The following is a 25590-nucleotide window of genomic DNA, read 5'->3' on the forward strand; positions in this document are numbered from 1 at the left end:
CCTTCAGCTCTGGCACGCTTCGCATTCTTCGATTTCCGCCTGTGACGTGCTGCGTACATAATATGTTGTTTTCAATCCCTGCTGCCACGCTTCCAAATGAAGTTCCAGCAATTCCTTCGCTTTGACGGTATGCGGCACATAGAGGTTGAAGCTGATGGCCTGGTCGATATGGCGCTGTCTTGCCGCATTCTGGCGGATGCTCCATTTCTGGTCCAGTACGTGTCTAGCGCGCCGGTAATATTCGTATGTTTTATGATCCAAATCCGGTGCCGTCACCTTGAATTTGAAGTTCTTCTTCTCTTCCGCATATTCGACAGCGTAAAGTGGATCGATGCCGTCCGTTGAACCGCCGATTTTCGCGGTCGACGAGTTCGGCGCCACCGCCATCATCCAGCCGTTGCGGACGCCGTGCTCTTTGATTTCTTCTTGAAGGTCCTCCCACTGTTCGCTGGCATAGCCTTTGCGGCTGAAATATTCGCCTGTCTGCCACTCTGATCCGGCAAATTCACTATAGCTGCCTTTTTCTTTTGCGAGTGCCATTGAAGAACGAATGGAATGATAAGCGATTTTTTCATATAAGTTATCCGCATATTCAACGGCTCTTTCCGTTTCCCAGTGGATGCCTTCAAGCGCCAAAAGGTGATGCCAGCCGAAAGTTCCCAAACCAACCGCTCTATATTTTTTATTCGTGGCATCGGCCTGTCCGACGGAAATCGTGTTCAAATCGATGACGTTATCGAGCATGCGCATCTGAATCGGCACCAAACGCTCCAGCACGTCCGCTTTCACCGCGCGCGGCAAGTTGATCGATGACAGGTTACAGACTACAAAATCACCCGGTTTGCGTACCATCACAAGGTTGCCGTCTTCGTCCGTGAATTCTTTGACGATCGTTGTGGCTGACATGTTTTGGGTGATTTCTGAACACAGGTTACTGCTGTAAATCGACGTCAATCCCCCTCCGCGAAGGTGCTTGTTCGGATTCTGGCGGTTGACCTCGTCGCGGTAGAACATATACGGGGTACCGGTTTCGAGCTGTGACACCATAATCCGCGCCATGATGTCCATTGCCCGGTACGTCTTCCGCGGCAATAACGGATTGGCGACCGCTTCCTCGTATTTTTCCGTGAAATACGCACGATCCGTGTCGTCGTAGAAATCTTCAAGTCCGAGCGCATTGCCGTTCGCATCTTTCCAGCCCATAACCTGTTTCACCTGATGCGGACAGAACGTATGCCATTCGCCGGCACTGCGGCCGTTTTCATCTTTCTCCTGCAAAGTTTTCATAAACAGATCCGGTACTGTAACGCCGGTGAAAATATCATGTGCTTTTCGGCGCTCGTCGCCGTTGTTCGTTTTGAGATCGAGGAAGCCGTTCATGATGTCTTTATGGAATACGTCCAGGTAAACCGCCACCGCGCCCTGCCGCTGTCCCAGCTGGTCGACGCTGACCGCCGTATCGTTGACGAGGCGGATCCACGGAATGACACCCGACGAATTCCCTTTGAACTTTTTGATGTCCGATCCCAAAGCACGCACTTTGCCGTAATAAATGCCGAGGCCGCCACCGTCTTTGCTGAGCCGCGCGATGTCCCAGTTGTTCATGTAAATGCCGTCCAATGAGTCGTCCACCGTATCGATAAAGCAGGACGACAGCTGGCCGAAGCTCTTGCCGGCATTGGACAGCGTCGGCGTCGCCACAGTCATGTACAGATTGCTCATCGCCCAGTATGCTTCCCGCACAAGCTCGGAGCGCTTATGCGCCGGTTCGTGCTGCATCAGCGCCATCGCGATGACTAAAAAGCGTTCCTGCGGCAATTCGTGGAGCTTGCCTTCGTAATCCTTCGCGAGATAACGGTCGGCCAGCAGGAACAAGCCGATGTAATTGAAGAGCTGATCGTGTTCCGGCTCGATGACTGTGCCAAGCTCACGGATTTCCGCCTCTGTATAGGCATTCAGCAACTCATCCGAATAAATGCCGATACGTGAGAGTTTTTCGACGAGGCTGTAAAAATCACCGTATTTTTCTTCTGCTCTATAGCCACGGCTGGCGGCTGCCTGGCGGTACAAATCACTGGCATACAATTCTGCAGCAAGAAACGTCCATTTCGGTTCGTCCATCGAAATTCGGTTCAGCGCATAAAGCATCGACTGCTCCGTGTCCATGCGGCCATCAAGTTCTCCGATTTTATTGCGCAAAGCCTGTGTATCAAGGCCATGCAGTTGCTCTGCCCGCTGCAAAGCCCGTTCGATTGTATCCATTTCCTGTGAGATTCCGATATTCATCTAAATCAGCTCCTTCGCAAATTCGTTCAATTTCATGCGGCGCTCTTTTCGCGCCTGTGCGTTCTTGAATAAATGCTGCTCTTTTTCCGTTTCGGGAATAACGCCGTACACAGGAGTCGGTTTGCCATTTTCAGCCACCGCCACCATCGTCAGAATCGCAGTTGTCGTAAGCGTCCGTTCCCGCGTTGCAATGTCCTGGCATTCCGCCTTCACATAGACTTCCATTGAGGTCCGCCCTGTGGAAATGACCACGCCTTCCAGAATCAGCACATTGCCGATCCGGGCCGAAGACAGGAAATTGACGGTATCGATGGATGCTGTCACTACCACTTTCCCGCTGTGCTTCATCGCTGTGATTGCCGCAATTTCGTCTATGTAAGCGAGGACCGTCCCGCCAAAAATCGTGCCCATGTGATTGGTGTCCGGCGGCAGCACCAGCCTCGTCTGGATCGTCCGTGATATCCCTGCTGAAATTTGTTGCTCCATGTTTTCTCCATCCCTTCGAATAAAACACAAATACAGAAAAACCCATCTTCTCCGCAGAGAGGATGGGTTGAATAACGCAGCATAAAAGGAATGGAACAGCCGGAAATTGCGCTGTTTCCTGATAACACCATCGTTACACCCCCCAGCTCCCGGAGAAGGCAATTAACATATAACGAAGGCAGGTCTCCTGGCTTGTGCGTCATCCTCTGCTATGGCCTTCCCATCTTTCGACAGTGGTTTCCATAGTTCGTCAGCACTTACAGTTGCGGGTACAGCGCCGGATTTTCACCGGCTTCCCTTTTAAGCCTTTTCAGGCACCTTCGTTATCGGTTTTTACTATATATTGTGTTTTGTCATGAATAATTTACTAAATATTGTATTTCTAAACTATATACCAGCGAGTTGGTTTTTGGCAAGAGCATTTTCAAAAGTCGCCTTCCTGCCTCTAGTCAGTGGAGAGAGCTGGCAATCACAAGATATCCACCTTCTAAATTACAGCATTCAAGTTAAAGATTAAAGCGCTGAATGATTATTTAAAAATAGCAATTATCAGATAGATTTCATTTCCATTACTTTGAACTCATATGCTTTCTATTAAACCTCATTATGCTATGATAAGAATTTGATATCTAGAACTCTGCAGATGACGCTGCCGTTGAATTGTGCGGGTGACTGTCACCAGTCGTCCACCAGTCGCCGGCCGCACTTGAGCTTCACCCAAATTTCCCCCTCGAATTCCGGAACTATACTATAAATGGAGATGCAATTTAAGCAATGAAACAATTCACCCCTAACCACTTCCACTACGGCTGGGTTATTGTCGCGATCGCGGCTTTATCGCAGTTCTTCTCAGGACCCGGACAGACTTTTTCAAATGCGATTTTCATCGATTATTATATAGAGGATTTTGGCTGGAGCCGTTCGACGGTTTCCGGCATCTATTCGGGCGCCACACTGGCAGCAGGGTTTATGCTGTTTTTCGTGGGACGACTGATTGACCGCAACGGTTCACGCAAAATGGCGGTGATCGTGTCGGCGTTGCTGGCGGTTGCCTGCCTGTTCAATAGTTTTGTGACCAGTTTGCTTATGCTGTTCATCGGTTTTTTCTTTATTCGCTTATTGGGTCAGGGATCAATGGCGCTGATTTCGAATTCACTGATTCCGCAATGGTTTGTGAAAAAGAGAGGGCGCGCGCTGAGCATTGCCGCGATTGGCGGACTGGTCAGTTCGGCGGCGTTTCCGCTGTTGAATGTGTGGCTGATCGAGGCTTTCGGCTGGCGCATGTCGTGGATAGTTCTGGGTGCCATTATTATTGTGCTGTTCACTCCACTGGCGCTTTTCCTGATCCGGAACTCACCGGAGGATGTCGGCCTGTTGCCGGATAACGGCAAAGCCGAGAAACCGGGTTCGCCCGTAAAACGCAAAGAAGAAGCGAGCTGGTCGGTCAGCGAAGCTTCCAAAACGCGGGCTTTCTGGCTGCTGCTAATTTGTGCGGCCATTCCCGGAATCGTGAACACCGGCCTGACGTTCCACCTTGTTTCCATTTTCAAAGAAAATTCCCTGTCGCTTGAAGCGGCGGCGGGCATCTTAAGCTTAACCGCACTGATTGGCCTGCCGGTGACTTTCCTGACAGGGCTGCTGCTGGATAAGGTGAAGGTGCAGTATATGCTCGTGCTGGTTTTTGCAGGCGAGATTGTTTCGCTGTTTCTTTTGCAAAATGCGAATTTCCTGGCGGCCGCTGTCGTTTTCGGTTTGGTCTGGGGAGTGAGTATGGGGATGGAACGCATCGTCATGGCAGTGGTATGGCCGAATTATTTCGGCCGCAAGCATATCGGCAGCATCAGCGGCATTGCGATGGCGATGATTGTGACGGGATCTGCACTTGGCCCTTTGCCGCTCGGCATCGCGTTTGATATGTTCGGCGGCTACCAGCAGATCCTTTGGGGGTTGATGCTGTTTCCGGCCATCGGAATGGCAGCTGCGCTGATGGCGAATCCGCCCGTCAAAGAAACCAAAAAAGAACAAATGCTGGCTTTGCCTGCCCCGCGCCGCAGTGAAGAGGCGCCGCTGCTCAGCAAATAGAGAGCCGGTTCGCCCGCTCCATTCAAACTACAGTACACAGGAGAATTCTTTCAACAGAATTCTCCTGTTTTTCATTTCCATTTTTCTGGTATGCTAATAGATAGAATTATCCAAAAATGGAGGTGGAATCTAATGACATGGTTTTTTGTGATGGTCTTCGGCATGCTCGGGCTTGCGGGGTTTGTTGATTGGCGCAGGAAAAAGAACAACAATACAGCGAATCGGGCGATAAATTCAAATGCCAAACCGGGGGAAAGCTCCAATTACACGATAGGCGGCGGGAACAACGATCACTTTGGAGGCGGGCAATAACTCCCTCCATATGCCGGTCTGCGCGTCACCAGGAAGGCTGCCGCAGGCTGTCAAGGTCATGCAAAGCCTTCTCTGTTCCAAGTGCCACGCAGTCCATCGGATGATCGGCAAGGGTGACTGGCACCCCGATTTCCGCTGCCAGTTTTTTGTCGAGGCCATGCAAAAGCGATCCGCCGCCGGTAAGGACAATGCCCCGGTCGCAGAGGTCCGCCGCCAATTCGGGCGGCGTGATTTCGAGTGTCCGTTTTACGCCGTTAATGATGCCCGTTACCGATTCGGCCAGGGCTCCTTCAATATCACGGGCCGTGATTTCGATAATTTTCGGGTGGCCCGCCAGAAGATCGCTGCCACCGACACGAAGTGTTTCCAGGCGCTTTTCACCTTCTGCCCCATAGGCGGTGCCGAGACGGATTTTCAAGTGCTCAGCAGTCCGCATACCAATTTTCAGACTGTGGGTTTTCAGGATGTATTCAGCAATTTTCCGGTCCATTGCGTGTCCGGCTGTTTTCAGGGATTGGCTGACGGCGATGCCATTTGACGAGATGACCGCCATTTCGGTGCTTCCCCCGCCAATATCAACCACCATCATCCCTTCCGGTTCCCAAACCGGCATACGGGCCCCGATGGCCGCTGCCAATGGTTCCTCTATCGTCAAAGTTTCCCTTGCACCAACCTGTTCCGCAGCTTCCAGTATTGCCCGCTTTTCGACAGTTGTAATCCCGACCGGCACACTGATCACGAATATTTTCCGTTTCAGGCTGCCGACTTTTTGCGACAGTTCTTTCAGGAAACGGCTCATCATCCTCATAGCCGCTTCCTGGTCCGCAATCACTCCCCAGTGAATCGGGCAGCTGACGCGGATGCCGACGGGAGTACGGCCGTTCATCTCAAAAGCTTCCGTTCCGGCCGCAATCATTTCATCACTTCCCCCATCGACCGCCACCATCGACGGTTCCCGCAAAACAATTCCCTGGTTCTGCAATACGAACAATGTATTGGCGGTGCCTAAATCGATCCCCACCTCTCTTGCTCCAAAGTTAAACATGCGAGTACGCCCCTTTAGCAGTCATGATGTTTCGTGCAAATGCGCTTGCGCAATCAATGCCGTTTGACGGCCGGCTTGTCCTGTTCATCCCGCGCAAAGTCAATTTCCTTCAATTTCCGCCTGCAACCGTGAACCAAGTTTTTGGCTGATTCACGCAATGAAAAATAATGCTGGCGGATGTGGGTTTCATTTTCCATATCGATTGGTATCTTTATGATTTTCGCGAATTCTTCCGTCCACCGGCTGAAATAACGGATCATTTCCTTCGAACGATATTGCTCGCTTTTCAAGGACGCCTGCAGTTCTTTTTTGTCATGCAGCAATGTGTCTTTGTCGCGCCGCAATAACTGGACTTCCCGTTTCAGCACCTGAATTTCCCATAAGGCATTTTTGGCAATTTCCTGATCGCGGCCTTCCAACCCTTCCGCAAGGTCAGTGAAAGCCCTTTCCCTGTAGAAATGATTTGTTGCAGCTTCTGTGTTTTTCATGAGGTTTCCTTCCCTTCGATATTGTCGTCATTTAACGGCAAGATACTAGTTATTGGCCAACAGCGTTTCCGCCGGAACATCGAAAAAGTCTGCCAGACGTTCGGCGTGGTCTTCCGAAATCTTCTTGCTGCCGTTTTCATAACCCCAGATTGCACTGGTTGCAACCCCGATTGTCCGGGCGAGGTCTTTGGATGACAAACCTTTCGCTTTTCTGAGCTCCTGCAGTTCACTTACCGCATCCACCATCGTTCTGCACCCCGTTTCGCATCATTCTTCTTGGCAGGATAGGATCTTGCTGTTATCTTTCCGGATGAAGCCCGATGATACCGTTGCGACGGTAGATAAATTGGTTATCTTCCAAGGTTTTTAGAACGTTCGTCAAAACCGCATGCGATATATTCAATTCGGAGGTGATTTCCTTGATCGTTTTGAACAGAACGCCTTCCGATGAACAATTTTTCATGAAATAGACCATGAAAATTTCACCGGACTTCCGGCCCTTATCCCCTTGCCCCGCAAAGCATTGCTGCGATTTTTTCAGGATGTTCTTTTCTTCGATTCTCAGATTGTTGTAAACTGCATGATTACCAACCACAACGTACACCTCCTATAAAATTACAAAAATATTTTCTTACTTACATAATTACCCTTAGTATAACGGAGTAATCCACCCTTTTGTTAGATTAATCTGATTATAATATTTGTAATATGAAGTACCTGCGCCAGAATCCTGCCATGACGGCTTTTAACTGTAAACAAAAAATATATAAAAATGCAAAAAGCCGCTCCGCGTAATGAATGCGGAACGGCAAATTACAATGGTTTATGGTTTATGGTTAAAAATTCATGTTCATCATCATGCCAAGGTAGGCACTCGCAACAAAGCCGATGCCAAAAAGAAAGGACAGCCAAAGCGGACCTTTTTTAAAAAAGCTCATAACCATCAGCCCCATTGCCAAAATTCCAATCACCAACAGCAAAATGCCATCAATCGACACCAGGAATTGGGGCGTGACCGGCAGGAATTGCTCGCCGATCAGCGTTCCGATAAACGGTGCCGCTCCTTCAGTCAGGAATGTATTGTTGATGTTATGCGGCGGTGCCAGCTTGCTCATGACGGCGGTGAAAAGAAAGACCAGCCCGAGCATAAAAGTTTCGAGCTTTAACCCTTTGCGGGAAGGCTCTTTTGTTTTATTGCCAAACCCGTTCAAAAACGCTGCCGCCAATAAAGGCAGGATACTCAAATGCTTCAGGAGCAGCATCTGCCCGTATGGCAGCACCCAAGAAGCGGCGTAGTCGGCAGGTTTTGAAAACAGCAGCCAGACGATAAAACCGCTCACCAGGATGGTTGCCATCATGCCGAACGCAAAAGGCGTGAACCATTTCAGGAAACTGCGCCAATTGATCAGGGCGGATGAAAACCAAGTGACCACGATCAGTACCCCGGCCCACAGCGTCAATGACAGGAAATGCAGGGTATGGCTGAGCAGTCCGGGCAGAAAGTCGAGCGCTGCCGCGTGGCTGCCGAACCCCATATTCAATATGGCGAGCAGAAACCAGAACGCCTGAATGTATTTTGAGCTGTTGACCGCAGTGGCGCCGAACCAGAAAAAAGCCAGGAGCAGGCTGAACGCAAAGCTCTGGCCGACCTGGAATTCACTGATCGCCGTCCAAAGGGCTGAGCCGAAACCGGTGTTGCCCATCAACAGCCCGAGCAATTGGATTGTCGGAGCTGCCGACAGGATGGGAATGACTGCAATCGCCAGCAGGATGCCCGACTTTTTGACGGTGATCGGCGGTTTCCGGTTTTCCGGCACAAATTGCAGCACGATGACGCCCGCCAGAAATGACATGACTGCATAGAGCAGAAAGTCGGACATGATGGTGAACAGCATCATTTTCTTCTGGCCATGACGAAGAACGTGGCTGCCGCAACGATCAATAAAGCAATGATGATGATGGTGACCCATGGAGTCTCAGCTTTCGCCGGCTCAACAGCCGTTGCAGCGGCTTCTTCGTCAGCAGACAGTGCAGCTTCTTCCGTTGCCTCTGTTTCCGTTGTGTCTTCTGAAGCCTGTTCTTCTGCGGCTTCATCAGCCACTTCTTCTTCACTTGCCTCCGCTGCCACGTTGAAAATCAACGTACCGGTGATTTCGTGACCGTCCTGGCTGAGTGCGCTCCAATCGACGGTGTAAGCGCCATTCGGAAGTTCTTCATCCAATTGGCCGAGCAACTCCAGATCGGAATAGCTGATGTCTGAGATTTCGACAGCGTTTCCGGATTCATCCGTCATGGCCATGTCCCCTTGCTGGATCGCCGATTCGAATTGAAGTTGGATTTCAGCCGGTGACCCATCGAGCGTTTCGCCTTCAGCAGGAGTCGAAGAGGATAAGCCGGAGTGGGCGTTTGCCGAGACGGGGAAAATTAATAAGAGAATAGCGATGAACAGGATCTTTTTCATTATGTATTCCACCTTTCGGGTTGTCAGTTCTGACAGTGACGCCATTAATCCAATTAAAAACTTTTGCCTCCTTATATTATTTGTTATGAAGGCAGTGTACAAATGATAGCTGTAAAACCGAAAAAGTGCAGGAAGCCTCAATTTTTTAAGAAATCACTGGCATAACGAAAAACACAGTGTTTTAGATCTGTGTTTTTTTTGAGAATGCAATTATTTTCATCGCTGAAACCGGCATAAAGTTGGCATCCGGCCGCATGACATAAGGCAAAAACCGGTCGCTTCCTGTCCACAACCAGTAAATCACAGCCGCCAGCAGGATAATTATCAAAAAGATTTTTATTTTTTTCATAATCCGCCTCCGTAAAAGAAGAGTGAGCCGTTGCTCCAGTTTACTGCATAAATTTTACCATAATTAACAGTCTTCTTTTTTTATTCCCGCAACGTCCGCTTCCCTCTGTAATGCTTCGAGCAAGCCATGAATTTCTTCCAAATCATCGATAACATAGTCTGCTGCTGCCGTGTACCACTGCGAATTCCGCTTCCACACACCAATCATGCCGGCTTGCTTTGCAGCTTCCACGTCGTTCACCGGATGGTCGCCGACAAACAGGGCGGATTCCGCCGTAACACCCAGGCGTTGCAATGCTCTTTCGAATATGCGTTTATCGGGTTTGCGGAGATTCTCTTTTTCGGAGATCAGAGTGGCATCGAAATAATCTTCGATGTCCAGTGCCCGGATGTTGCTTTCCTGGAACCCGGTGTACCCATTGGTGATCATGCCGACCAGGAGGCCCTCGTTTTTCAGCTTGTCGAGCATGGAGACAAGGCCAGGGAATGGGACGCAATGGTGCGGAAAGAATGCAAGATAGTCCGCAAGCAATTGCTCCGGCGTTATGCCTTTGATGCCAAATTCTTCGATTAGCTGCCGATAGACCTTGTCTTTCCAGACATAGCCGTGCTGGTCGAGTTCCAAGAATCTGGCGATATAATGCGGTTGGTCAATATGACCCAGGTGAATGCGCAACCTTTTGTGCTGATGAAAAACGAATGCTTCCAATGATTTGTCTCGGTCCAACAGGGTTCCATCCAAATCAAAGATGACGGATTGGATCATATTTCTCCTTCACTTCCTTCCGTGAAATTCACTGGTATAGTATAAATAATACAGTATTTTGGAACTTTCTTGAAATTAAGGTCTTTGGACCTATACTTTCAACATGTATTACCTATTATAATTTTCTGGATATCACAATTTTGTTAGATGGAGGAACGAGATGAAAAAATTATTGGTTTTATTGTTGGCAGTCCTATTGGTGGTTTCTGCAGTGCCCGCGTCAACGTTTGCGATCGGAAAAAACAATCCGCAATTCGAATTATTCCTGGAAGAAATCAATTGGTCCAAGGAAGATTATGTAACATACCTTGAAAGCAAAGGATGGTCGTTAAGAGATTTTGGCGATGCATCGGAACTTGGAACACCTTTATCTGAAGAAGGCGTACAAACTGTGATGGCCGACTTCGAATTGACCCGCGCAGAATTGAACGCTTTGCTTGTTGAATTTGGTGATATCGAAAAAGGCGAAGATGTTTTGGATGGAACTTATCTCATCTTCCATGAAGAGCTGTACAGCTACACAGAATGGTATTTAAGTGGAGAGTTTGATCCCATTGATGTAAACGATCCGGAGTTTGAAAAATTCCTGGAAGAAATCAACTGGTCCAAGGAAGATTATTTGGCTTACCTCGACAGTACAGGATGGCCGCTGGATTATTTCACCGATGTTGAGCAACTGGGAACGCCTCTGAATGAAGAAGGCGTGCAGGAAGTTATGGCTGATTTCGAATTGAGCCGCGAGGAATTGAACGCGCTGCTTGTTGAATACGGTGATATTAACGAAGGCGAAGATGTATTGGACGGCACTTTCCTTATCTTTAATGAAGAACTTTATTATTATGTAGAAATGTATTTGGATGGAAGTTACTACGAATATGAAGAGGGTATTGAAATCGAATTTGGTGATTTGGATATCTTTACGGAAATCGGTCTGACTGAAGAAGAGTTGATCCGGTTGTTCGAACATTTTGAGACATTGAATTATGAAGACGAAACATTTCTTATCCAATTGGAAGAACTTTTAGAGCGTTTGGAAGCAATTGAGTACTTCGAAAGTGCATCTGAACTGGATGCTGCACAAATTGCTGTATTACTGGACATTTTCAATGATATGACTAACTTGTTTGAAATCGAGACGCAGTATTTCCTGACAAACGGGGAAGAAAAACTGCCTCTTTCATTGACGTCGTTGATGACTTTGGAGACGACAAACGGTTATGATTTGCTGATTGAAATTTATGATCGCCAAGGAGAGTTTCTTGCTGATATCCTTTTAACAGCTGAAATGTTCGGTTCTGAAATCATTACAGAAACAGGCAAAGATCTTGAAGTGGTAGAAGAAGTGATTGCCGCTCCTAAAACTGAGACAAAAACAGTGAAAAAAGAAGCGCCGGCAGTGAAGAAAGACACAAAAGCCGTTAAGACTGAAAAAGGCGGAAAACTTCCGAAAACTGCTTCTGATTATGTCAGCAATGCATTGATCGGACTGGCATTCGTCCTGATTGGCCTGGTATTATTCCGCCGCATGAGAACAGTAGGCAATTAATCGATGAACAAAAAAAGAACTAAAAAGAACGGCCGCAAAAAAATAATTTTGTCAGCCCTGGCCCTATCAATGATAGTGTTTGGCCTTTGGTTCAGCAGCACGAATGCCGCCTCTTTCCTGAAAGGCTATATGATTTTCAAAAGCGGACAGGTCGATGAAGTGGAAGTCATTGCAAAAACTGCTTCTTCCAATGAAACCATCAGCCTGCCCGAACAAGAGGACGATGCAGAAGAAATTCTCTATCCGGTGCGTCCTGAAAAAGGGGAGAATATCGGAAATCTTCTGATTCCTAAGATTGAAGCCACGTTGCCGATTTTTCATGGATCAGATGAAGATGAGCTGGCAAAAGGTGTCGGCCATTTTGCTGACAGTGTCCTGCCTGGTGAAAATGACAATTCGGTTCTTTCCGGCCATATGGATACTGTATTCCGCAGGTTGGGGGAAGTCGGAAAAGGCGATCTTCTGACGGTGGAAACATCAGCGGGGACGTTTACGTATAAAGTGAGAAAGACGCGCATTGTGGACGCGGATGACCGGACAGTGATTGTGCCGAAACCGAAAGCTACACTGACGGTATCGACGTGCTATCCTTTCGATTTCATCGGCTCTGATGCACCCGAGCGCTTTATCCTGATTGCGGATCTGGTTTCGAAAGAATAACAAAAGCGCCTCATTGCATCCATTGCAGTGAGGCGCTTTTGTTGAGAAAGAAAAAATGAAAACCGATATTGCGCAAAACAGCTTCGCTTTCCTGGGGGCTCGCGCTGAGCTAACTCGGTCTCGTTTCACTTCGTCCGAGTGGATCTCAGCACTTCGCTTGGTCCCCTGGGAGTCTTCGCTGTTTTGCTCCATATCTCAGATTGCTCTTTATCAAGGAATATCTGTATAAGCCTGTTTCAAGAAGCAGACACCCCAATTCTACACAGCACCAGAATGAAGCGTCAGGCGGCGAAGAGCAAAGATGTGCTCCTGCATCGCTGCGCTGCTTCGTCGCAAAGACTTGTCCTCGCAAGCTTCGGCCAATGTCTTTCCTGCGGGAACCAGAGCGAGTCCTGAGACCCCGCAGGGAAGGTTTGACCGAACAGCATTCGGTCGAACCTTTGCGACGAAGCGTGAAACGCTGCAGGAGCATCGGTTTTCGAAGCGACTGAGGAGGCTTAGGCCGCTCCCCGCGGAAAGCGTCCGCCTAGAGCGTAATGATTAGAGAAGTTGATAGTTTCTCGAAAATATAGCGCCTCATTGCATCCATTGCAGTGAGGCGCTTTTTACTATTTTCAAAAATAGGGATTCCTCTCCCGGCGGCTTTCATCCAGTCACTTTCTAAATTTCAAAAACAGTATAACCGACTTGCCCCGCACTTTCCGGTAGCTCTTTGCCGTCAGGCGTTTGAATTGTGAGAGATGGTGAATTAGTTTCCGTACTTTTGATCCTTCATTTTCAGTGGTGTGAAATAATTTTCGGAGCCTTGCCACTGCAGCTCGGCTCTCAAAACTTCGAAGGTCGACCGGAAGAACTGCTGTACACTTTCACTCGGACTCTCCTTTTCGGCCACCGTGTCCAATGCCAAAAAGTATTCGCTTTTCGATTTGTCGTAATAGGCTTCCGGAGGCTTCACAGACGGATGGTTCAAATCTTTGTAGAGAAATGGGTAAGACAGGACAAAAAAAGCGGTTGTATCCGTCAATTCGTCGCCGGGCCAGAAGCCGTATTCAATCATCTGCTCGTCAAAAGCTGCTTTCTCGATAGTTTTGTCTTCGGGATACGGCTCCATTATGCCCGGCAGGATCAGCATCGACACATCGAAGGTGCCCCAGAACAACGCCGGCTTCATTTTCCGGCAACGCATCGGCGCAATAAATTTCGATTGCTCAAGCAGCGCAAACTGGAACAACCTCAATCCCCGAAGCGCATTGGGCTGATCCAATTCGCGCGGCACCTCGTCTTCATCGAATGGCGTGGTATAGGGCATTTCCTGCGGCTTCGGGTTGATTGCCAAAGGGATGTCCTGTGCTTTCAAGGCTGAAAAAATCTCTTCATAATACTGTTGGATCGATTTGGACGTCTTCAGCTCAATGTTTTGAACGTTTCCATCCACGTTGATCGCGATGCGGCTGTTCCGGATATCGACGTCAATCTGGAAGGCGCGGCTATTCGCGAACAACAAGCCGGTGCCGAAGCCGTCAGGTGTGACGGTCAATGCCACATGCGCCCATTGCGGCTCCTGTGGCGCCGTCTCCAATTTCACCTTTCCGAGAATCTGGGAAATCAAATGCAAGGTGAATTTCGTTTCCGCCCATTCCGAATGGTGGATCACATCAATCTTCATGCCATTCTCCTCCTGTCTCAGGATCAAAAAATGGCCAGCTCCTGTGGATAAGAGCTGGCCGTTGCCGTTTTTTACTTATCCACAGTGGATATTCGACATAGATATGAAATCTCCTTTATCCACAGAAAAAATTCTGTGGATAATTCAACGAATGGACAATAGGCTGATTATTTCTCTTCTTTCAGTTCCTCATCGGATTCCTCACTCGGTGCATCTTCCCTGTTTTCTGCCTCCGGCTGATTTTCTGGCTTTGGATTTTGAACAGGATTGACAATTTCAGCCGGCGCTTTGCCGACATAGGATTTCAATAACTCCCCGATATCAATGCCCGTCATTTCTTTCAACGGTTCCTGCATATCAACCATCGTTTTGGTGACACTGCGGCCGAAGGAAGGGATTCCCTCGCCATTGCCGGAATCGATGATTTTTACGGAATCGATGTTGTTGAGTGGCTGAGCGACTTTTTCTGCGAATACCGGAAGCATGTCGATCAATTTCTCGGTGATGATAACATCGCCGTGTTCCTCCATCGCTTCAGCGAGCAATTTACGTGATTCAGCTTCCGCTTTGCCTCGCTCACGGATGACTTCCGCTTCCGCGGCACCTTCGTCACGACGAATTTTCGCTTTCGCTTCCCCGCTGATGACAGCTTTACGGGCTTCCGCTTCTGCGGAACGTGTTGTTTCGTAATAAGTGGCATCCACTTTCGTTTTGCGGACTTTGCTTTCCTCTTCTTCCAATGTAACGGCGCGTTCCCGCTCCATGAATTTCAGGTTCAATTCCTCGTCCTGGATTTCTTTTGCAAGCTTCACTTTTTCAAGTTCATAAGACTGTTCGGATTTCGCCCGCGCCCGTTCTGTTTCTTCTTTAAACGCGGCATCCTTGATGTCTTTTTCTTTCCGCGATTCCGCAATGGAAATTTGGCGCTTGTACTCTTCTTCTTTCGCTTCCTGATCGGTGCGCGCCCGTTGGATCCGGGTTTCGCGGTCTGTTTCCGCTTCTGCGATTTCAGCCCGCTTGCGAACTTCAGCAATCCGCGGCCGGCCGAGGTTCTCCAGATAGCCGTTCGTCTCATCCGCATCGCGCAAGTCCGTCAGCCCAAGGGACGTGATTTTAAAGCCCATTAAATCCAATTGCTTTTGCGCAACTTCCTGGACGTCCAGATTGAATTTCTCCCGGTCGCCGTTAATGTCTTCGACTGTCATTTTCGACAGAATCGCCCGCAGATTACTGCCGAGCACTTCGATGATTTCCGTCTCGATTTCGTTCTGCTCCTTGCCGAGGAATTGCTCGGCGTAATTCGCGATGCCGTTCAGCGTATCCGCCACTTTCACCATGGCTACGGCATCCGCCACAATCGGCACACCCGCAATCGTATACACACGCGGTGTCGAAAGCTTTAATTGGAATGAAGTCAGATTGACCGGTGTGGAAGTCTGGAAGCGGCGCAGGCGGTAACCGCCGCCCCGGATGATCTTCATCGACCGCCCTTCTTCATCGTTGAATATATTCGTGTCTTTTTCAGGATCCCCCAGTTTCGGACCTGTAATAATCAATGCTTCGTTCGATTTGGCTGTACGGTAACGGAATCTTACCCAGAAAAAGTACCCGATTCCGGCCAGTACTGCGACGATCAGCACCGCAATTCCCAGTGTGGCGTATCCGATTGACTCTAACATTCGTGCATCTCCCCTTTGAATGGATTCTTATTTGAAACTCAAATAAGTAAGTGCAGCGAGTTTTGAATTTTACTGCCTGTTATTTTATACGGAGAGAATTGGAAAACGTTTCAATAAATTTGGAAATTGGCGTTATTTTTTGAAGTAATACAACAAATAAAAGGAAAGGAAGGGAAGGGAGACGCCGCTGACCTGGCGTTACCCTTCCTTCGTCTTTTGTAATTTCCCAGCACAACGAGTTCTGCTACTCGGGGTTCTCAATCGAACCCATGAACAGGATCACGCCGGTTTCTTCATCGGTAATTGCGAAGAAGAACGGCCGGTTTACATTCAATTCAAATGGTGGCTCCGCTGGCGCTGATTCACCAACGGCTACAGAAGTGGCCGCAGCGGCTTCAGTTCCTTCTTCGCTCACGTTGATAAAACTTTTCTGTTTCACTTCACTGATGAACAAGCCGCCGCTCGATTCGAACATGTTCGATAAGTCAACACCGTCGAAGGCGGTTTCCATGCCAAGGTCCTTTAAGGTATCATTCAAAACCTTTTCATACTCCAGTTCGAATTTCGGCAGCATCACCATGCCCTGCTTCATCTCGAATCGGCTCAACCAATCAGCCCATTCCTCTTCGGTCATCGCTTCTTTGAACTCATCCAGCGAAGAGGTTTCAGCCGGCAGAAAGACGTGCATATTCATCTCCCCTTCTCCGTACGGGAGTGAGACCGCCTGGAAATTTTCGGTCTCCAGATAGGAGAGCTCTGCTTGCAAGGCCATGAGCGGAACTTGGACCGTTGAACCGTCACTTAGGTGGAAAGGCCTTTCCTCTGTCGCTTCCTCGGAAAACGGGTACTGCCACGCGCCATTAAAGTAAATCGCATTCAGCAGCATAGTCACCAAATTGCCGGGCAGCGGCTTGCTTGCCATTTCTTTGATCTTGTCATTCGTCGCGTCGCTGACCCAGTCATTGATCGCATCTGCTGAAGCTGGATCCGTGATGTCGATGGTTTCTATTTTGGCATTATAGTAATCCTGGCTGCTTTCAGTAAAACTCTCACGAAACGTATAGCCTTCCTTGACCCAGATGGAATTCGCGATATTCAACTCGATATCCTCGGAATCGCTGGCCAGCTTCGTGACAAGGGATACATTGGCTCGGTTCATTTCTTCAGCGCTTAGCCCTTCCGCCTCGAGCACTTGCGCTATTTCATCTTTAGTTGCGCCGTCCGCGCCGTTATAAACCATGGCCAGCGCCATATACAAACTTGTTGGCGACACAAAGATATTCCCTTCTTCTCTTGCCGATAAATCCTGCAGCAATTTCATGCCGAGAACATTGTTTGCCTCCGCAATCAGTTCATAATCCGTCTCGCCAAATTCCACGTGATCCGCAATCTTCATGGTGGGAGCCCCTGTTTTATCAGTGTCTGCTTCATCTTGCCCGGTGCCGCAGCCAGCAGTGCCGGTGAGTAATCCTGTGACAATCAAGAATGGTATTAACTTTTTCATAAGTAACCCTCCCTTTACCGCAGTAGACTGGAAAACAGGTGAAAAAGTTACATGTCTTTTATTGAAAGTGCCGGCCGGCAGATTCCTCAGCAGCCATCTCTTTCACCCACCGCGGCCAGGCCGCGAGATAAAGCGGCAAATCAGCCGGATGGTGCTGTCCCACATTCAGACCCGCAAAACCCGCACCAGCAGCCGGTTCATATCCGCTGCGCTTTGCGCGAAGTCCTGGCGGTGCCATTCGATGGCGAGGCCAAGAATTGCGTTGGCCTGATAAGCGCTGAGCATCGCGATGTCGATGTCGATGCCCGACGCGTAATGTTCCCGGATGTCGTTTCGGATCAATTGCTGCACATGGTCGAACAGCAGGTAATAATAGGACAGCGGCACGGTTTTCGAGAAAACGATGCGGTAAAACGGCTGGTAATGTTCAATGTGGTGAAAAATGCGGATCGTGGACGGATTCAAATTCTTCGAAAGCAAATTCTGTTCGTGCCTGTAAGGCTCCAGATAGGATTCTCCGAGGTCTTTCATGATGGATTTGAAATACTCTTCAAACAGGTTTTCGACCTGGCCGTAATGCGCATAAAACGTGCCCCGGTTCACATTCGCGAGTCGGCACAGCTCCGTTACGGAAATCGAATTCAACCCCTTGTCCTTCAATAAAATCATCAACGCTTTCCGCAATGCTTCCTTTGTTTTATAAACACGCAAATCCACCTTCATCTTTTCACTCCTTAACGAACAAAATTTGCCTTTTTTGTAGGTTACTGAACATTTTCGCTCTTTTTGTTTATTGAATATTCTAACTTTTGAGCGCTGTACTTTTAGTGTACACTTGCTCATTAATTATGAGGAGGTTTTATTGATGAGATTGGAAGGAAAAGTTGCGGTAGTTACAGGGGCAGCATCCGGAATGGGCAAAGCGATTGCGGAATTGTATGCGGCTGAAGGCGCGAAAGTGATCGTCGCGGATATGAATTTTGACGGCGCGGAAGCAGTGGTACAGGGCATTTCATCGAACGGCGGAACGGCCAAAGCGGTGAAAGTGAATGTCACGAGCCAGGAAGACATCGACAACATGATCGACACAGCGGTAAACGAATTTGGCACATTGGACATTCTGGTCAACAACGCCGGCATCATGGACGGTTTTGAGCCGGCCGGTGAAATCACGGATGAAAAATGGGACCTGATTTTTGATGTGAATACAAAAGGCGTCATGCGCGCCACGCGCAAAGCGATTCCGATCTTTCTTGAAAAAGGCAAAGGCGTCATCATCAATACGGCGTCAACGGGCGGCTTGAACGGCGCCCATGCAGGAGCTACGTATGGCGCTTCGAAACACGCCGTGGTCGGCTTCACGAAAAACACCGGCTATATGTATGCGGGTTCCGGAATCCGCTGCAACGCAATTGCACCGGGCGGCGTGGAAACCAATATCGGTTCCACGATGTCAAACATCAGCGAATTTGGCGCCGGCCGTCTCCAGCCTGTGCACGGCTTAATGCCACGATCCGGCAAGTCGGAAGAAATCGCGCAAGTTGCCTTGTTCCTCGCGTCTGACGACTCAAGTTTCATCAACGGCACGGTGATTGTGGCAGATGCGGGCTGGACGTCTGCGTTTTAATGAAATAAGCGTAAAAATGCCAGTCCCGCAGCTCGCGGAACTGGCATTTTTGTTGTGATTTTTGCGTCCGGACAGTATTTTTTGGCTGCGGACAGTATTATGTGGGTTCCGGACAGTATTTTCGTTTTCCGGACAGTATTTCGGCAGTTCCGGACAGTAAATCCATTTTTCTGGAAATGGACAAGCAATTTTCCGTGGAAATAGCCAGTTTGACGCTAAATCGATCAACCTCTCGCCTGGTTTCAAGAACAACAGCGGAGGTTTTTCGCGGCGCGAAAAACTCCATGGTTTAAAGGAAGCCTTAGCGGCAGCTAAGGCTTTTTCATATTAATGGGTTTGGGTTTATGGGTGGTGCAATTAGGTTGGAAGGAGTAAAAGCGGGTCTGCGCAAGTAAACTTCCGTCCACTGTCTAATTACACCCGCTCCGCAACCTCCATGTTCTTCTGAATATTCACCTGATGCGGGAATGGGATTTCGATGCCGTTCGCATCCAGTGTTTCTTTGATGGCTTTGCGCAATTCGCGTTCGACGGCCCATTGCTCGCCGCTTGTCGCTTTGGCGATGATCCGCAAGGTGACATCGGACGCGCCAAAACCCTGCACGCCGATAACATCCGGGCCTTCGACAATCGTTTCATTGTTGGCTGCGATCTTGTCGCACACCGACTGAATGACCGCGACCGCTTTGTCGATGTCTGCGTCGTATGAAATGCCGATGTCCACCAGCGCGCGCATATTGCCGCGGGAATAGTTGCTGACGGTGGTGATGTCGCGGTTCGGGATGTAATTCAACGTGCCGTCGAAGCTGCGGATCTGCGTCGTCCGGAGTCCGACCGATTCGACAATGCCGTCGATGCTTCCAACGGTGACGTAATCATTGACGTCAATCTGTTTTTCCAGCAGCAAAAAAAAGCCGGTGACGACGTCGCTGACGAGGCCCTGCGCCCCGAAGCCGATCGCCAGGCCGACAATGCCCGCTCCCGCAATCAAACTCGCCACGGATAAGCCGAAGATATTGAATACGGTGGCCACCAGAATAAAGATCAATACGTACGAGAAAACATTTTCCGATAAGCTCTGCAGCGTCAGCGCGCGGCCTCTTGTAACGTCACCTTTTTTCAATAATTTATCGAAAAAGCGGCCGATCACTCCATTGCCGATCGCTTTTACGATTAAAAACGCGACCAGGATACCGATAATTTGAGCGGCAATTATGCCAATCTCAATCAGCAGCCCTTCCCAGTTAAAATCTCTAAAGTTCACCAAAAAAATCCATCCTTCCTGTTCTTTCCGGCAAAACAGCGAAAGGTGCGTTTTGCCTTACTCCTTTTCTCATTTCCTGTTCCTTTATATCATACAAGGCACTAGAATTTCATTCCTCTCTTCAATTCTCTGCCGAAAATTCTTATCTTGCCGCATCCCCACATGGCTTTGCAGCTATCAATTCTGAAACGCTACTTCGGGAGATATTTCCATTGTGCCCGCTATTCCTTCCTACTGCTCAAACTCCAAAAAAAATTCAGGTTCAAAAATCAGAAATGTGCTATTGTTTGTAAATACAAAGTGTCTTGAAAGCATTGATGAAAGTTGAGTTTCCAGACACCTGATAAATGTTTGCATCAATCTCCAGATAGAATCAGAAAGTGTTGTGGACCCTATAGAGACAGTAATCAGCAATTATAATCTTCCCCTGGTCATCCTTTCGGTCCTGGTGGCAATTTTCTCCTCTTCCGCTGCGTTGGATATCAGCAGCCGGCTGAAATCGACAACAGAAACAAGCCGCTTCCGATGGGTCTTGGTCGGGGCATTCATACTCGGGCTCGGCATCTGGTCGATGCATTTTATCGGCATGCTCGCATTCCACCTTTCGATCGATGTGAGCTACCGCATAAGCATGGTCATCATTTCGATTCTTCCTGCCATTGCGGCATCAGGCATCGCTTTTTATATTGTCAGCAGACCGGCCATCAAGCGAAAAAGCCTCTTCATCGGCGCATTTTTCATCGGCACCGGCATTATTTCCATGCATTACCTGGGCATGGAGGCCATGGAAATGAATGCGGTGATCACGTATGATCCTTTGCTATGGACGGTTTCAGCGGCTATCGCTTATGTCGCCTCCTTTACGGGCCTGTTCCTGTTATTTTATTTGCCGGATGTTTCAAGCTTTCATTGGCACAAACTGCTCAGTGCAATTTTAATGGGGCTGGCCGTATCAGGCATGCATTATACAGGCATGATGGCCGCTTTCTTTACCCCTTCCGAACAGATCATGGACCACGCTTTGGGTTCGACAATCGATACCATTCCACTGGCATACAGCATCGGGACCGGGATGCTGCTCCTGCTCGCCATGGCTTCCAGCACTGTTCGGATTGACAGGATAATTGCGATTCAGACGAAAGAATCCGAATTGAAATTCCAGTCGGTCATTGAATCGGCGAATGACGCCATCATTGTGGCCGATTTACAGGGAATCATCATTCAATGGAATCATGCGGCACAATTGATTTTCGGGTACACCAATGAGGAAATACTGGGATCGAATATCGATTTGATCCTGCAGGAAGACTTTGCATCGCTTCATCGGTGCAGCAACCATGAATATGAAGACGCGGAAGTAGCGAAGGCAATGGGCAGAACCTTTGAATTGACCGGCTGTAAAAAAGACGGCAGTGAATTCCCTTTGGAAATATCGCTCGGTACCTGGAAGACTGAAAAAGGCGTGTTCTTCAGCAGCATCATCCGGGATATCACAGAACGGAAACTTTCCGAAGAAAAAATCAAAGAGTTGGTCTACCTCGAACCGTTGACCGGACTGCCAAACCGCCGCCTTTTCAATGAGCGACTCAGCACGTTATTGGAACAGGCGAAAAGAACAGGAACGAATTTTTCCCTCTTTTATATGGATCTGGACAATTTCAAAATGATCAACGATACCTTCGGCCATTCGACAGGCGATCTGTTTCTGATGGAAGTGGCCGAACGGCTGAAGCGCCAGCTCACGGAGCAAGATACACTGTCGCGTCAGGGCGGTGACGAATTCACCCTCCTGTTGCCGGAAACGCACTGCGATGAAGCCGCAGTGTACGCCTGCAATATGGTGGAAAGTTTGAGTGAAGCATTTCAGTTTAAAGGCGAAGAAATCTTCACTTCCCTGTCCATTGGCATCAGCAGCTATCCGGCAGACGGTGAGGATGCCGAAACCTTGATCAAGCAGGCCGATATGGCGATGTACCGGATGAAGGAAGAAGGCAAGAACGGCTACCAGTTCTTTACGAAGGAAATGAATCAGGAAATTTCCAGAAAGGCCAGACTGGCAAACGACTTGCGAAAAGCCACCGATTGCGGCGAATTTTCGATTCATTACCAACCGCAAATTTCTATCTGCACTGAGGAAATACAGGGTGTGGAAGCGCTGCTGCGCTGGAACCACCCGGAACTGGGCAATATCTCTCCTGCCGAATTCATCCCGATTGCCGAAGAAACGGGAAGCATCATTAAAATCGGCGAATTCGTTTTGGAACAGGCCTGTCGACAGAACAAAGCCTGGCAGGACGCGGGACTTCCCCCATTTCGCGTGGCGGTCAACATCTCCGCCAGGCAGTTTGCACAAAAGGACTTGATGGACTTTGTCGGAAATGCGCTCCAAAGTTCCGGTTTGGCGCCGCAATACCTGGAGCTCGAGCTCACGGAAAGCATCTACCAAAACGATCAAAACTCCATTGATGTGATGCTGCAATTGAAGTCCATGGGCATCTACTTGTCGATCGATGATTTTGGTACCGGCTATTCTTCCCTCAGCTATCTGAAAATGTTCCCAATCGATACCTTGAAAATCGACCGGCAGTTCACCCGCAACATCGAAACCGATCCGAAAGATGCCGTATTGGTAAGAACGATTATACGTATGGCGCATGACCTGGAGCTGAACGTCATTGCAGAAGGCGTCGAAACAAAAGAGCAGTTGGAATTCCTGAAAAATGAACGCTGCCACCAGGCACAGGGCTATTACTTCAACCGGCCGTTGCCCCCTAAAGAGATTGCGGCACTTTATCAGACTGTGTAGTTAATGCAAAACCGCACCAGCCTTTCATTGGCTGGTGCGGTTTTTTCATTCGAATATTCAGCAGATTTTTGGACGGCTGCGTTCCGGAAAGTCCCATTACTCCGCGATAAACAGTTTCCCTTTATGCTCAGCCGCCTCCACAGAGATCGACTCCCCGTTCTGCAGCTCTATTTCCACGGTTTCAGTCGGATATCGCTCATCGATATAGATGAACACATAGCCTTCCATTTCCGCAGAAACGAAATCGCCATTTTGCGATTCCTGCAGCTCCAGCCTGCCGTAGCCACCTTGCGCATACTCATAGACTGCGATGGCCGGCTTATCATCAATGTTTAGCGCAAAGACCGTCAGCTCACCGTCGATCCACTCGTCCTGTTTGGTGATTTCAACCTCTTCCCTGTCGAAGTTGTAATCGCTGCCGTAATGAAATTCAAGCTCCTTCCACAAATCCCGCTGTTCCGGATAACCGCCGCCTGTCCACGTACTGATTTGCCGGACTTCGCCTTCATCATCGACCCTCAACGTCACTCCCATATCCGGCGTTTCTGCCTCGCTGATATCGAATGTGCCGACAGTAACGCCCGCTTCGTAATGCTCCGGCCTGATTGTAAATTGCTGACCCGGATACTTGGTGCCGAGGTATTCGACAACCTGTTCATACTTCGCAGCATGGGTGTTCATTTTCATAGTCGGATAATAAGCGTAATAACCGACGTATCCGATCAGCAGAGTGGCAGTAATAGCCACCGCCCATTTTTTGCGCTTTCGGAACACGAACCAGGCGATTGCGATTATGATAAGCAATAAAAAACCGATGAGCGTAAAAGTAATCCATTCACTTGGATTCATGTGAATCTTCCTTTCTTTAAAGCAATTGGAAAGCCATTTTGATCTTTCTTCCATACGCTGTCGGCATAGCAGCGTGTCCCCCGGGAATACCACGTTGAATTCGAAAAAAATCGTTAGCCACATCAAGCAATTACACCTGTACCCGTGATTTGGAGCTTTGGAAAGGGGGGAAATCGGATAGGTGAATGATTTGCGGGCGATTATTTTTGTTTGCGGGCGATTAAAATTTTTTATGCGCGGTTAGGAGAATTTGCGCGCGATTAGAAGTTTTTATGCGCGATTAAAAAAAGATATGCGCGTTCAGCAATTTTTTCTAAGAAAAACTCAAAACTCCACAAAAAACGGCTGCGCCGCTTCATTCAGGCAAAGCTCGATTCGCTCACGGAAGTTTTTCCACGTCACCAGCTCGAGCGCTTCATCGATCGGAAGAAAGCCGACTTCCAGGCTTTCTTCCGAAGTGGTTGGCGTGCCGCCTACCGCTTTTGCCAAAAACAGCGTGTTGCAGATGGACGCCTCCACATTTTGGAACACGCCGCAGAACTTCACAATTTCCACGTCAATGCCCGACTCTTCCTTCGTTTCCCGGATGGCCGCAGCTTTCAGCGATTCCCCTTCTTCAACTTGCCCGCCCGGCATTTCCCAGCCCCGCCGCGGTCCTTTGATCAATAACATCTCACCTTCGTCATTCAATACAATCGCTGCTGCCGAAACAATATGCTTGGGCGGCGAATAAAGTGTTTGGGTGCCTGGTTCTTTTGAGACCAATGCAATTCCTCCATTCGAATCACTTCAATTATTTATTGCTTTCAAATATACCATATTATTTCCAATATTTATTTCACCCTGTAAACTTTTTCTTTCTGCTCTGATCATTATTGAAATAAAAAAAGAGAAAGGCTCTACTCAGCACTTTCCCTTCATCATTGTTCCTTCTTTAATCGAGACGGCGTCCACACAGAAGTCAGATATCGCATAAACTTCTTATTGAACAGCGCGAACGGAAGCACAGCCATCATACCGCTGGCAATAAAAAATGCATTTGCATAGGCTGGTATATCGCGCACCGGCACCCGATCGTTTATTTCAAATAAAAGAAAATAGACACCGATTCCCGCTCCGTCGACGTTTCGCGAGCGGTCCATCAGACTGAAGCCTTCTTTCAACAGCAGGAAAGCGATTACGATACAGAAAGCCGAGCCTCCCCATTTCAAGAATCTCACGTATGGGAACATGGTATTCTGCAGGTTTTTGCCTAATTTCTTCTTTTCTCCAAATGGCAGCATTGCGCATCATCTCCTAAGTATTTACTCAAATTCCTGCAAAACGATTTCCTCAAATTGTTCCCGGACTCCGTTTTTCAATGTATAAATCGTATGCGTATCTTCCTGATCCATTACGCTGCCCTCACCGACAAACCAGAGATAAAATTTTCTTTCCCCAATCAGCAGCTCGAATTCAGGATCTACCACATCTGCTATCCCTGGTTCTTTTTTCGCATTTTCGATCCCTTCAATTAAGATCTCTATATCTTCGGCGTCCGTGATCGTCACAGAAGAGTCCGGTTTAACTTCCCCGAAGCTGAGCATTTCATTAATTGTAATTTCGTCCACTTCTTCGATTCCGCCCATGGAACAGCCGGCCAGAAAAAGAATCGTCGCAATACAAAGCAGGAAGCTTTTTTTCATAATCATTTCCTCCAGTATTATATATAGTTTT

At 48.5% G+C, this 25590-nt stretch carries 25 protein-coding genes and 1 riboswitch; of the genes, 6 read left to right on the forward strand and 19 right to left on the reverse strand.

Annotated elements, in window-relative coordinates; translation table 11 throughout:
* Positions 1–3: 3 nt before the first annotated feature.
* Together DIJ65_RS03390 and DIJ65_RS03395 are read right to left on the reverse strand one after the other, a co-directional pair.
* Positions 4–2286 carry a ribonucleoside-diphosphate reductase subunit alpha gene (locus DIJ65_RS03390; RefSeq protein WP_117299252.1) on the reverse strand — a complete coding sequence of 761 codons (2283 nt, stop codon included), beginning with the start codon at positions 2284–2286 and terminating at the stop codon, positions 4–6.
* A complete protein-coding gene (locus tag DIJ65_RS03395) occupies positions 2287–2772 on the reverse strand; it encodes an acyl-CoA thioesterase (protein WP_071152348.1) in 486 nt (161 codons plus the stop codon).
* Positions 2773–2932: 160 nt separating this feature from the next.
* A riboswitch (cobalamin riboswitch) is annotated at positions 2933–3109 on the reverse strand.
* Positions 3110–3546: 437 nt separating this feature from the next.
* On the opposite strand from DIJ65_RS03395, the gene DIJ65_RS03400 reads away from it, so the two are divergent.
* Both DIJ65_RS03400 and DIJ65_RS03405 read left to right on the forward strand, forming a co-directional pair.
* Entirely contained in the window at positions 3547–4854 is a 1308-nt protein-coding gene (locus DIJ65_RS03400; protein ID WP_071152349.1) for an MFS transporter, read from the forward strand.
* Between the two features lie 132 nt (positions 4855–4986).
* Positions 4987–5166 carry an LPXTG cell wall anchor domain-containing protein gene (locus DIJ65_RS03405; RefSeq protein WP_071152350.1) on the forward strand — a complete coding sequence of 60 codons (180 nt, stop codon included), beginning with the start codon at positions 4987–4989 and terminating at the stop codon, positions 5164–5166.
* Between the two features lie 25 nt (positions 5167–5191).
* On the opposite strand, the gene mreB is transcribed toward DIJ65_RS03405, so the two are convergent.
* The 8 genes from mreB to DIJ65_RS03440 form a co-directional block, all read right to left on the reverse strand.
* Positions 5192–6211 (reverse strand): rod shape-determining protein, encoded by a 1020-nt coding sequence (mreB, locus tag DIJ65_RS03410; protein WP_071152351.1) that lies wholly within the window; start codon positions 6209–6211, stop codon positions 5192–5194.
* Between the two features lie 53 nt (positions 6212–6264).
* Complete coding sequence (locus DIJ65_RS03415) at positions 6265–6699, reverse strand: hypothetical protein (protein WP_071152352.1); 435 nt, start codon at positions 6697–6699, stop codon at positions 6265–6267.
* A gap of 45 nt (positions 6700–6744) precedes the next feature.
* Positions 6745–6945 carry a helix-turn-helix domain-containing protein gene (locus tag DIJ65_RS03420; RefSeq protein WP_071152353.1) on the reverse strand — a complete coding sequence of 67 codons (201 nt, stop codon included), beginning with the start codon at positions 6943–6945 and terminating at the stop codon, positions 6745–6747.
* Between the two features lie 52 nt (positions 6946–6997).
* Positions 6998–7294 (reverse strand): MarR family transcriptional regulator, encoded by a 297-nt coding sequence (locus DIJ65_RS16490; protein WP_230321254.1) that lies wholly within the window; start codon positions 7292–7294, stop codon positions 6998–7000.
* A 241-nt stretch (positions 7295–7535) separates the two neighbouring features.
* Entirely contained in the window at positions 7536–8669 is a 1134-nt protein-coding gene (locus DIJ65_RS03430; protein ID WP_142836461.1) for a copper resistance D family protein, read from the reverse strand.
* Positions 8594–9160, reverse strand: a complete 567-nt coding sequence (locus DIJ65_RS03435) for a copper resistance CopC family protein (protein ID WP_185959482.1) — start codon at positions 9158–9160, stop codon at positions 8594–8596. Before DIJ65_RS03435 ends, DIJ65_RS03430 begins: the two co-directional genes overlap by 76 nt.
* Positions 9161–9341: 181 nt before the next feature.
* Entirely contained in the window at positions 9342–9509 is a 168-nt protein-coding gene (locus DIJ65_RS16240) for a hypothetical protein (RefSeq protein WP_154718708.1), read from the reverse strand.
* A 63-nt stretch (positions 9510–9572) separates the two neighbouring features.
* On the reverse strand, positions 9573–10274 hold the full coding sequence (locus DIJ65_RS03440; protein ID WP_117299246.1) for an HAD family hydrolase: 702 nt from the start codon (positions 10272–10274) through the stop codon (positions 9573–9575).
* Between the two features lie 160 nt (positions 10275–10434).
* Between DIJ65_RS03440 and DIJ65_RS03445 the strand changes: the two genes are divergently transcribed.
* Positions 10435–11820 carry a processed acidic surface protein gene (locus DIJ65_RS03445; protein ID WP_117299244.1) on the forward strand — a complete coding sequence of 462 codons (1386 nt, stop codon included), beginning with the start codon at positions 10435–10437 and terminating at the stop codon, positions 11818–11820.
* 3 nt (positions 11821–11823) lie between these two features.
* On the forward strand, positions 11824–12480 hold the full coding sequence (locus DIJ65_RS03450) for a class D sortase (RefSeq protein ID WP_117299242.1): 657 nt from the start codon (positions 11824–11826) through the stop codon (positions 12478–12480).
* Positions 12481–13228: 748 nt separating this feature from the next.
* Here the strand turns inward: DIJ65_RS03450 and DIJ65_RS03455 are convergent.
* The 4 genes from DIJ65_RS03455 to DIJ65_RS03470 form a co-directional block, all read right to left on the reverse strand.
* Positions 13229–14146, reverse strand: coding sequence for a DUF5996 family protein (locus DIJ65_RS03455; RefSeq protein ID WP_117299240.1), 918 nt, complete (start codon positions 14144–14146; stop codon positions 13229–13231).
* Positions 14147–14313: 167 nt separating this feature from the next.
* A complete protein-coding gene (locus tag DIJ65_RS03460; RefSeq protein ID WP_117299238.1) occupies positions 14314–15825 on the reverse strand; it encodes a flotillin family protein in 1512 nt (503 codons plus the stop codon).
* A gap of 244 nt (positions 15826–16069) precedes the next feature.
* On the reverse strand, positions 16070–17329 hold the full coding sequence (locus tag DIJ65_RS03465; RefSeq protein ID WP_117299236.1) for a serpin family protein: 1260 nt from the start codon (positions 17327–17329) through the stop codon (positions 16070–16072).
* A gap of 165 nt (positions 17330–17494) precedes the next feature.
* On the reverse strand, positions 17495–18052 hold the full coding sequence (locus DIJ65_RS03470) for a TetR/AcrR family transcriptional regulator (protein WP_117299234.1): 558 nt from the start codon (positions 18050–18052) through the stop codon (positions 17495–17497).
* 142 nt (positions 18053–18194) lie between these two features.
* Here DIJ65_RS03470 and DIJ65_RS03475 point away from each other — a divergent pair, with 142 nt between their 5' ends.
* Positions 18195–18956: an SDR family oxidoreductase gene (locus DIJ65_RS03475; RefSeq protein WP_117299232.1), complete on the forward strand. Its 762-nt coding sequence runs from the start codon at positions 18195–18197 to the stop codon at positions 18954–18956.
* A 414-nt stretch (positions 18957–19370) separates the two neighbouring features.
* Here DIJ65_RS03475 and DIJ65_RS03480 read toward each other — a convergent pair whose 3' ends face one another.
* Positions 19371–20222: a mechanosensitive ion channel family protein gene (locus tag DIJ65_RS03480; RefSeq protein WP_117299230.1), complete on the reverse strand. Its 852-nt coding sequence runs from the start codon at positions 20220–20222 to the stop codon at positions 19371–19373.
* A gap of 382 nt (positions 20223–20604) precedes the next feature.
* On the opposite strand from DIJ65_RS03480, the gene DIJ65_RS03485 reads away from it, so the two are divergent.
* Complete coding sequence (locus DIJ65_RS03485) at positions 20605–23025, forward strand: bifunctional diguanylate cyclase/phosphodiesterase (RefSeq protein WP_230321253.1); 2421 nt, start codon at positions 20605–20607, stop codon at positions 23023–23025.
* Positions 23026–23121: 96 nt separating this feature from the next.
* Here DIJ65_RS03485 and DIJ65_RS03490 read toward each other — a convergent pair whose 3' ends face one another.
* From DIJ65_RS03490 to DIJ65_RS03505, 4 genes are all read right to left on the reverse strand, one after another.
* Complete coding sequence (locus tag DIJ65_RS03490) at positions 23122–23874, reverse strand: LPXTG cell wall anchor domain-containing protein (RefSeq protein ID WP_071152004.1); 753 nt, start codon at positions 23872–23874, stop codon at positions 23122–23124.
* A gap of 324 nt (positions 23875–24198) precedes the next feature.
* On the reverse strand, positions 24199–24639 hold the full coding sequence (locus tag DIJ65_RS03495; protein WP_117299226.1) for an NUDIX hydrolase: 441 nt from the start codon (positions 24637–24639) through the stop codon (positions 24199–24201).
* 155 nt (positions 24640–24794) lie between these two features.
* Positions 24795–25157 carry a hypothetical protein gene (locus DIJ65_RS03500; protein ID WP_071152003.1) on the reverse strand — a complete coding sequence of 121 codons (363 nt, stop codon included), beginning with the start codon at positions 25155–25157 and terminating at the stop codon, positions 24795–24797.
* Positions 25158–25178: 21 nt separating this feature from the next.
* Positions 25179–25559: a YhfM domain-containing protein gene (locus DIJ65_RS03505; protein WP_071152002.1), complete on the reverse strand. Its 381-nt coding sequence runs from the start codon at positions 25557–25559 to the stop codon at positions 25179–25181.
* Between the last annotated feature and the right edge of the window lie 31 nt (positions 25560–25590).

The sequence above is a fragment of the Planococcus salinarum genome (genome assembly GCF_007004625.1).
In the GTDB taxonomy this organism is placed as follows: domain Bacteria; phylum Bacillota; class Bacilli; order Bacillales_A; family Planococcaceae; genus Planococcus; species Planococcus salinarum.

What these genes read in the sequence shown, in the direction of transcription:
- DIJ65_RS03390 (WP_117299252.1), bottom strand. Translation starts at nt 2,286, where the DNA reads ATGAATATCGGAATCTCACAGGAAATGGATACAATCGAACGGGCTTTG.
- DIJ65_RS03395 (WP_071152348.1), bottom strand. Translation starts at nt 2,772, where the DNA reads ATGGAGCAACAAATTTCAGCAGGGATATCACGGACGATCCAGACGAGG.
- DIJ65_RS03400 (WP_071152349.1), top strand. Translation starts at nt 3,547, where the DNA reads ATGAAACAATTCACCCCTAACCACTTCCACTACGGCTGGGTTATTGTC.
- DIJ65_RS03405 (WP_071152350.1), top strand. Translation starts at nt 4,987, where the DNA reads ATGACATGGTTTTTTGTGATGGTCTTCGGCATGCTCGGGCTTGCGGGG.
- mreB (WP_071152351.1), bottom strand. Translation starts at nt 6,211, where the DNA reads ATGTTTAACTTTGGAGCAAGAGAGGTGGGGATCGATTTAGGCACCGCC.
- DIJ65_RS03415 (WP_071152352.1), bottom strand. Translation starts at nt 6,699, where the DNA reads ATGAAAAACACAGAAGCTGCAACAAATCATTTCTACAGGGAAAGGGCT.
- DIJ65_RS03420 (WP_071152353.1), bottom strand. Translation starts at nt 6,945, where the DNA reads ATGGTGGATGCGGTAAGTGAACTGCAGGAGCTCAGAAAAGCGAAAGGT.
- DIJ65_RS03430 (WP_142836461.1), bottom strand. Translation starts at nt 8,669, where the DNA reads ATGGGTCACCATCATCATCATTGCTTTATTGATCGTTGCGGCAGCCAC.
- DIJ65_RS03435 (WP_185959482.1), bottom strand. Translation starts at nt 9,160, where the DNA reads ATGAAAAAGATCCTGTTCATCGCTATTCTCTTATTAATTTTCCCCGTC.
- DIJ65_RS16240 (WP_154718708.1), bottom strand. Translation starts at nt 9,509, where the DNA reads ATGAAAAAAATAAAAATCTTTTTGATAATTATCCTGCTGGCGGCTGTG.
- DIJ65_RS03440 (WP_117299246.1), bottom strand. Translation starts at nt 10,274, where the DNA reads ATGATCCAATCCGTCATCTTTGATTTGGATGGAACCCTGTTGGACCGA.
- DIJ65_RS03445 (WP_117299244.1), top strand. Translation starts at nt 10,435, where the DNA reads ATGAAAAAATTATTGGTTTTATTGTTGGCAGTCCTATTGGTGGTTTCT.
- DIJ65_RS03450 (WP_117299242.1), top strand. Translation starts at nt 11,824, where the DNA reads ATGAACAAAAAAAGAACTAAAAAGAACGGCCGCAAAAAAATAATTTTG.
- DIJ65_RS03455 (WP_117299240.1), bottom strand. Translation starts at nt 14,146, where the DNA reads ATGAAGATTGATGTGATCCACCATTCGGAATGGGCGGAAACGAAATTC.
- DIJ65_RS03460 (WP_117299238.1), bottom strand. Translation starts at nt 15,825, where the DNA reads ATGTTAGAGTCAATCGGATACGCCACACTGGGAATTGCGGTGCTGATC.
- DIJ65_RS03465 (WP_117299236.1), bottom strand. Translation starts at nt 17,329, where the DNA reads ATGAAAAAGTTAATACCATTCTTGATTGTCACAGGATTACTCACCGGC.
- DIJ65_RS03470 (WP_117299234.1), bottom strand. Translation starts at nt 18,052, where the DNA reads ATGAAGGTGGATTTGCGTGTTTATAAAACAAAGGAAGCATTGCGGAAA.
- DIJ65_RS03475 (WP_117299232.1), top strand. Translation starts at nt 18,195, where the DNA reads ATGAGATTGGAAGGAAAAGTTGCGGTAGTTACAGGGGCAGCATCCGGA.
- DIJ65_RS03490 (WP_071152004.1), bottom strand. Translation starts at nt 23,874, where the DNA reads ATGAATCCAAGTGAATGGATTACTTTTACGCTCATCGGTTTTTTATTG.
- DIJ65_RS03500 (WP_071152003.1), bottom strand. Translation starts at nt 25,157, where the DNA reads ATGCTGCCATTTGGAGAAAAGAAGAAATTAGGCAAAAACCTGCAGAAT.
- DIJ65_RS03505 (WP_071152002.1), bottom strand. Translation starts at nt 25,559, where the DNA reads ATGAAAAAAAGCTTCCTGCTTTGTATTGCGACGATTCTTTTTCTGGCC.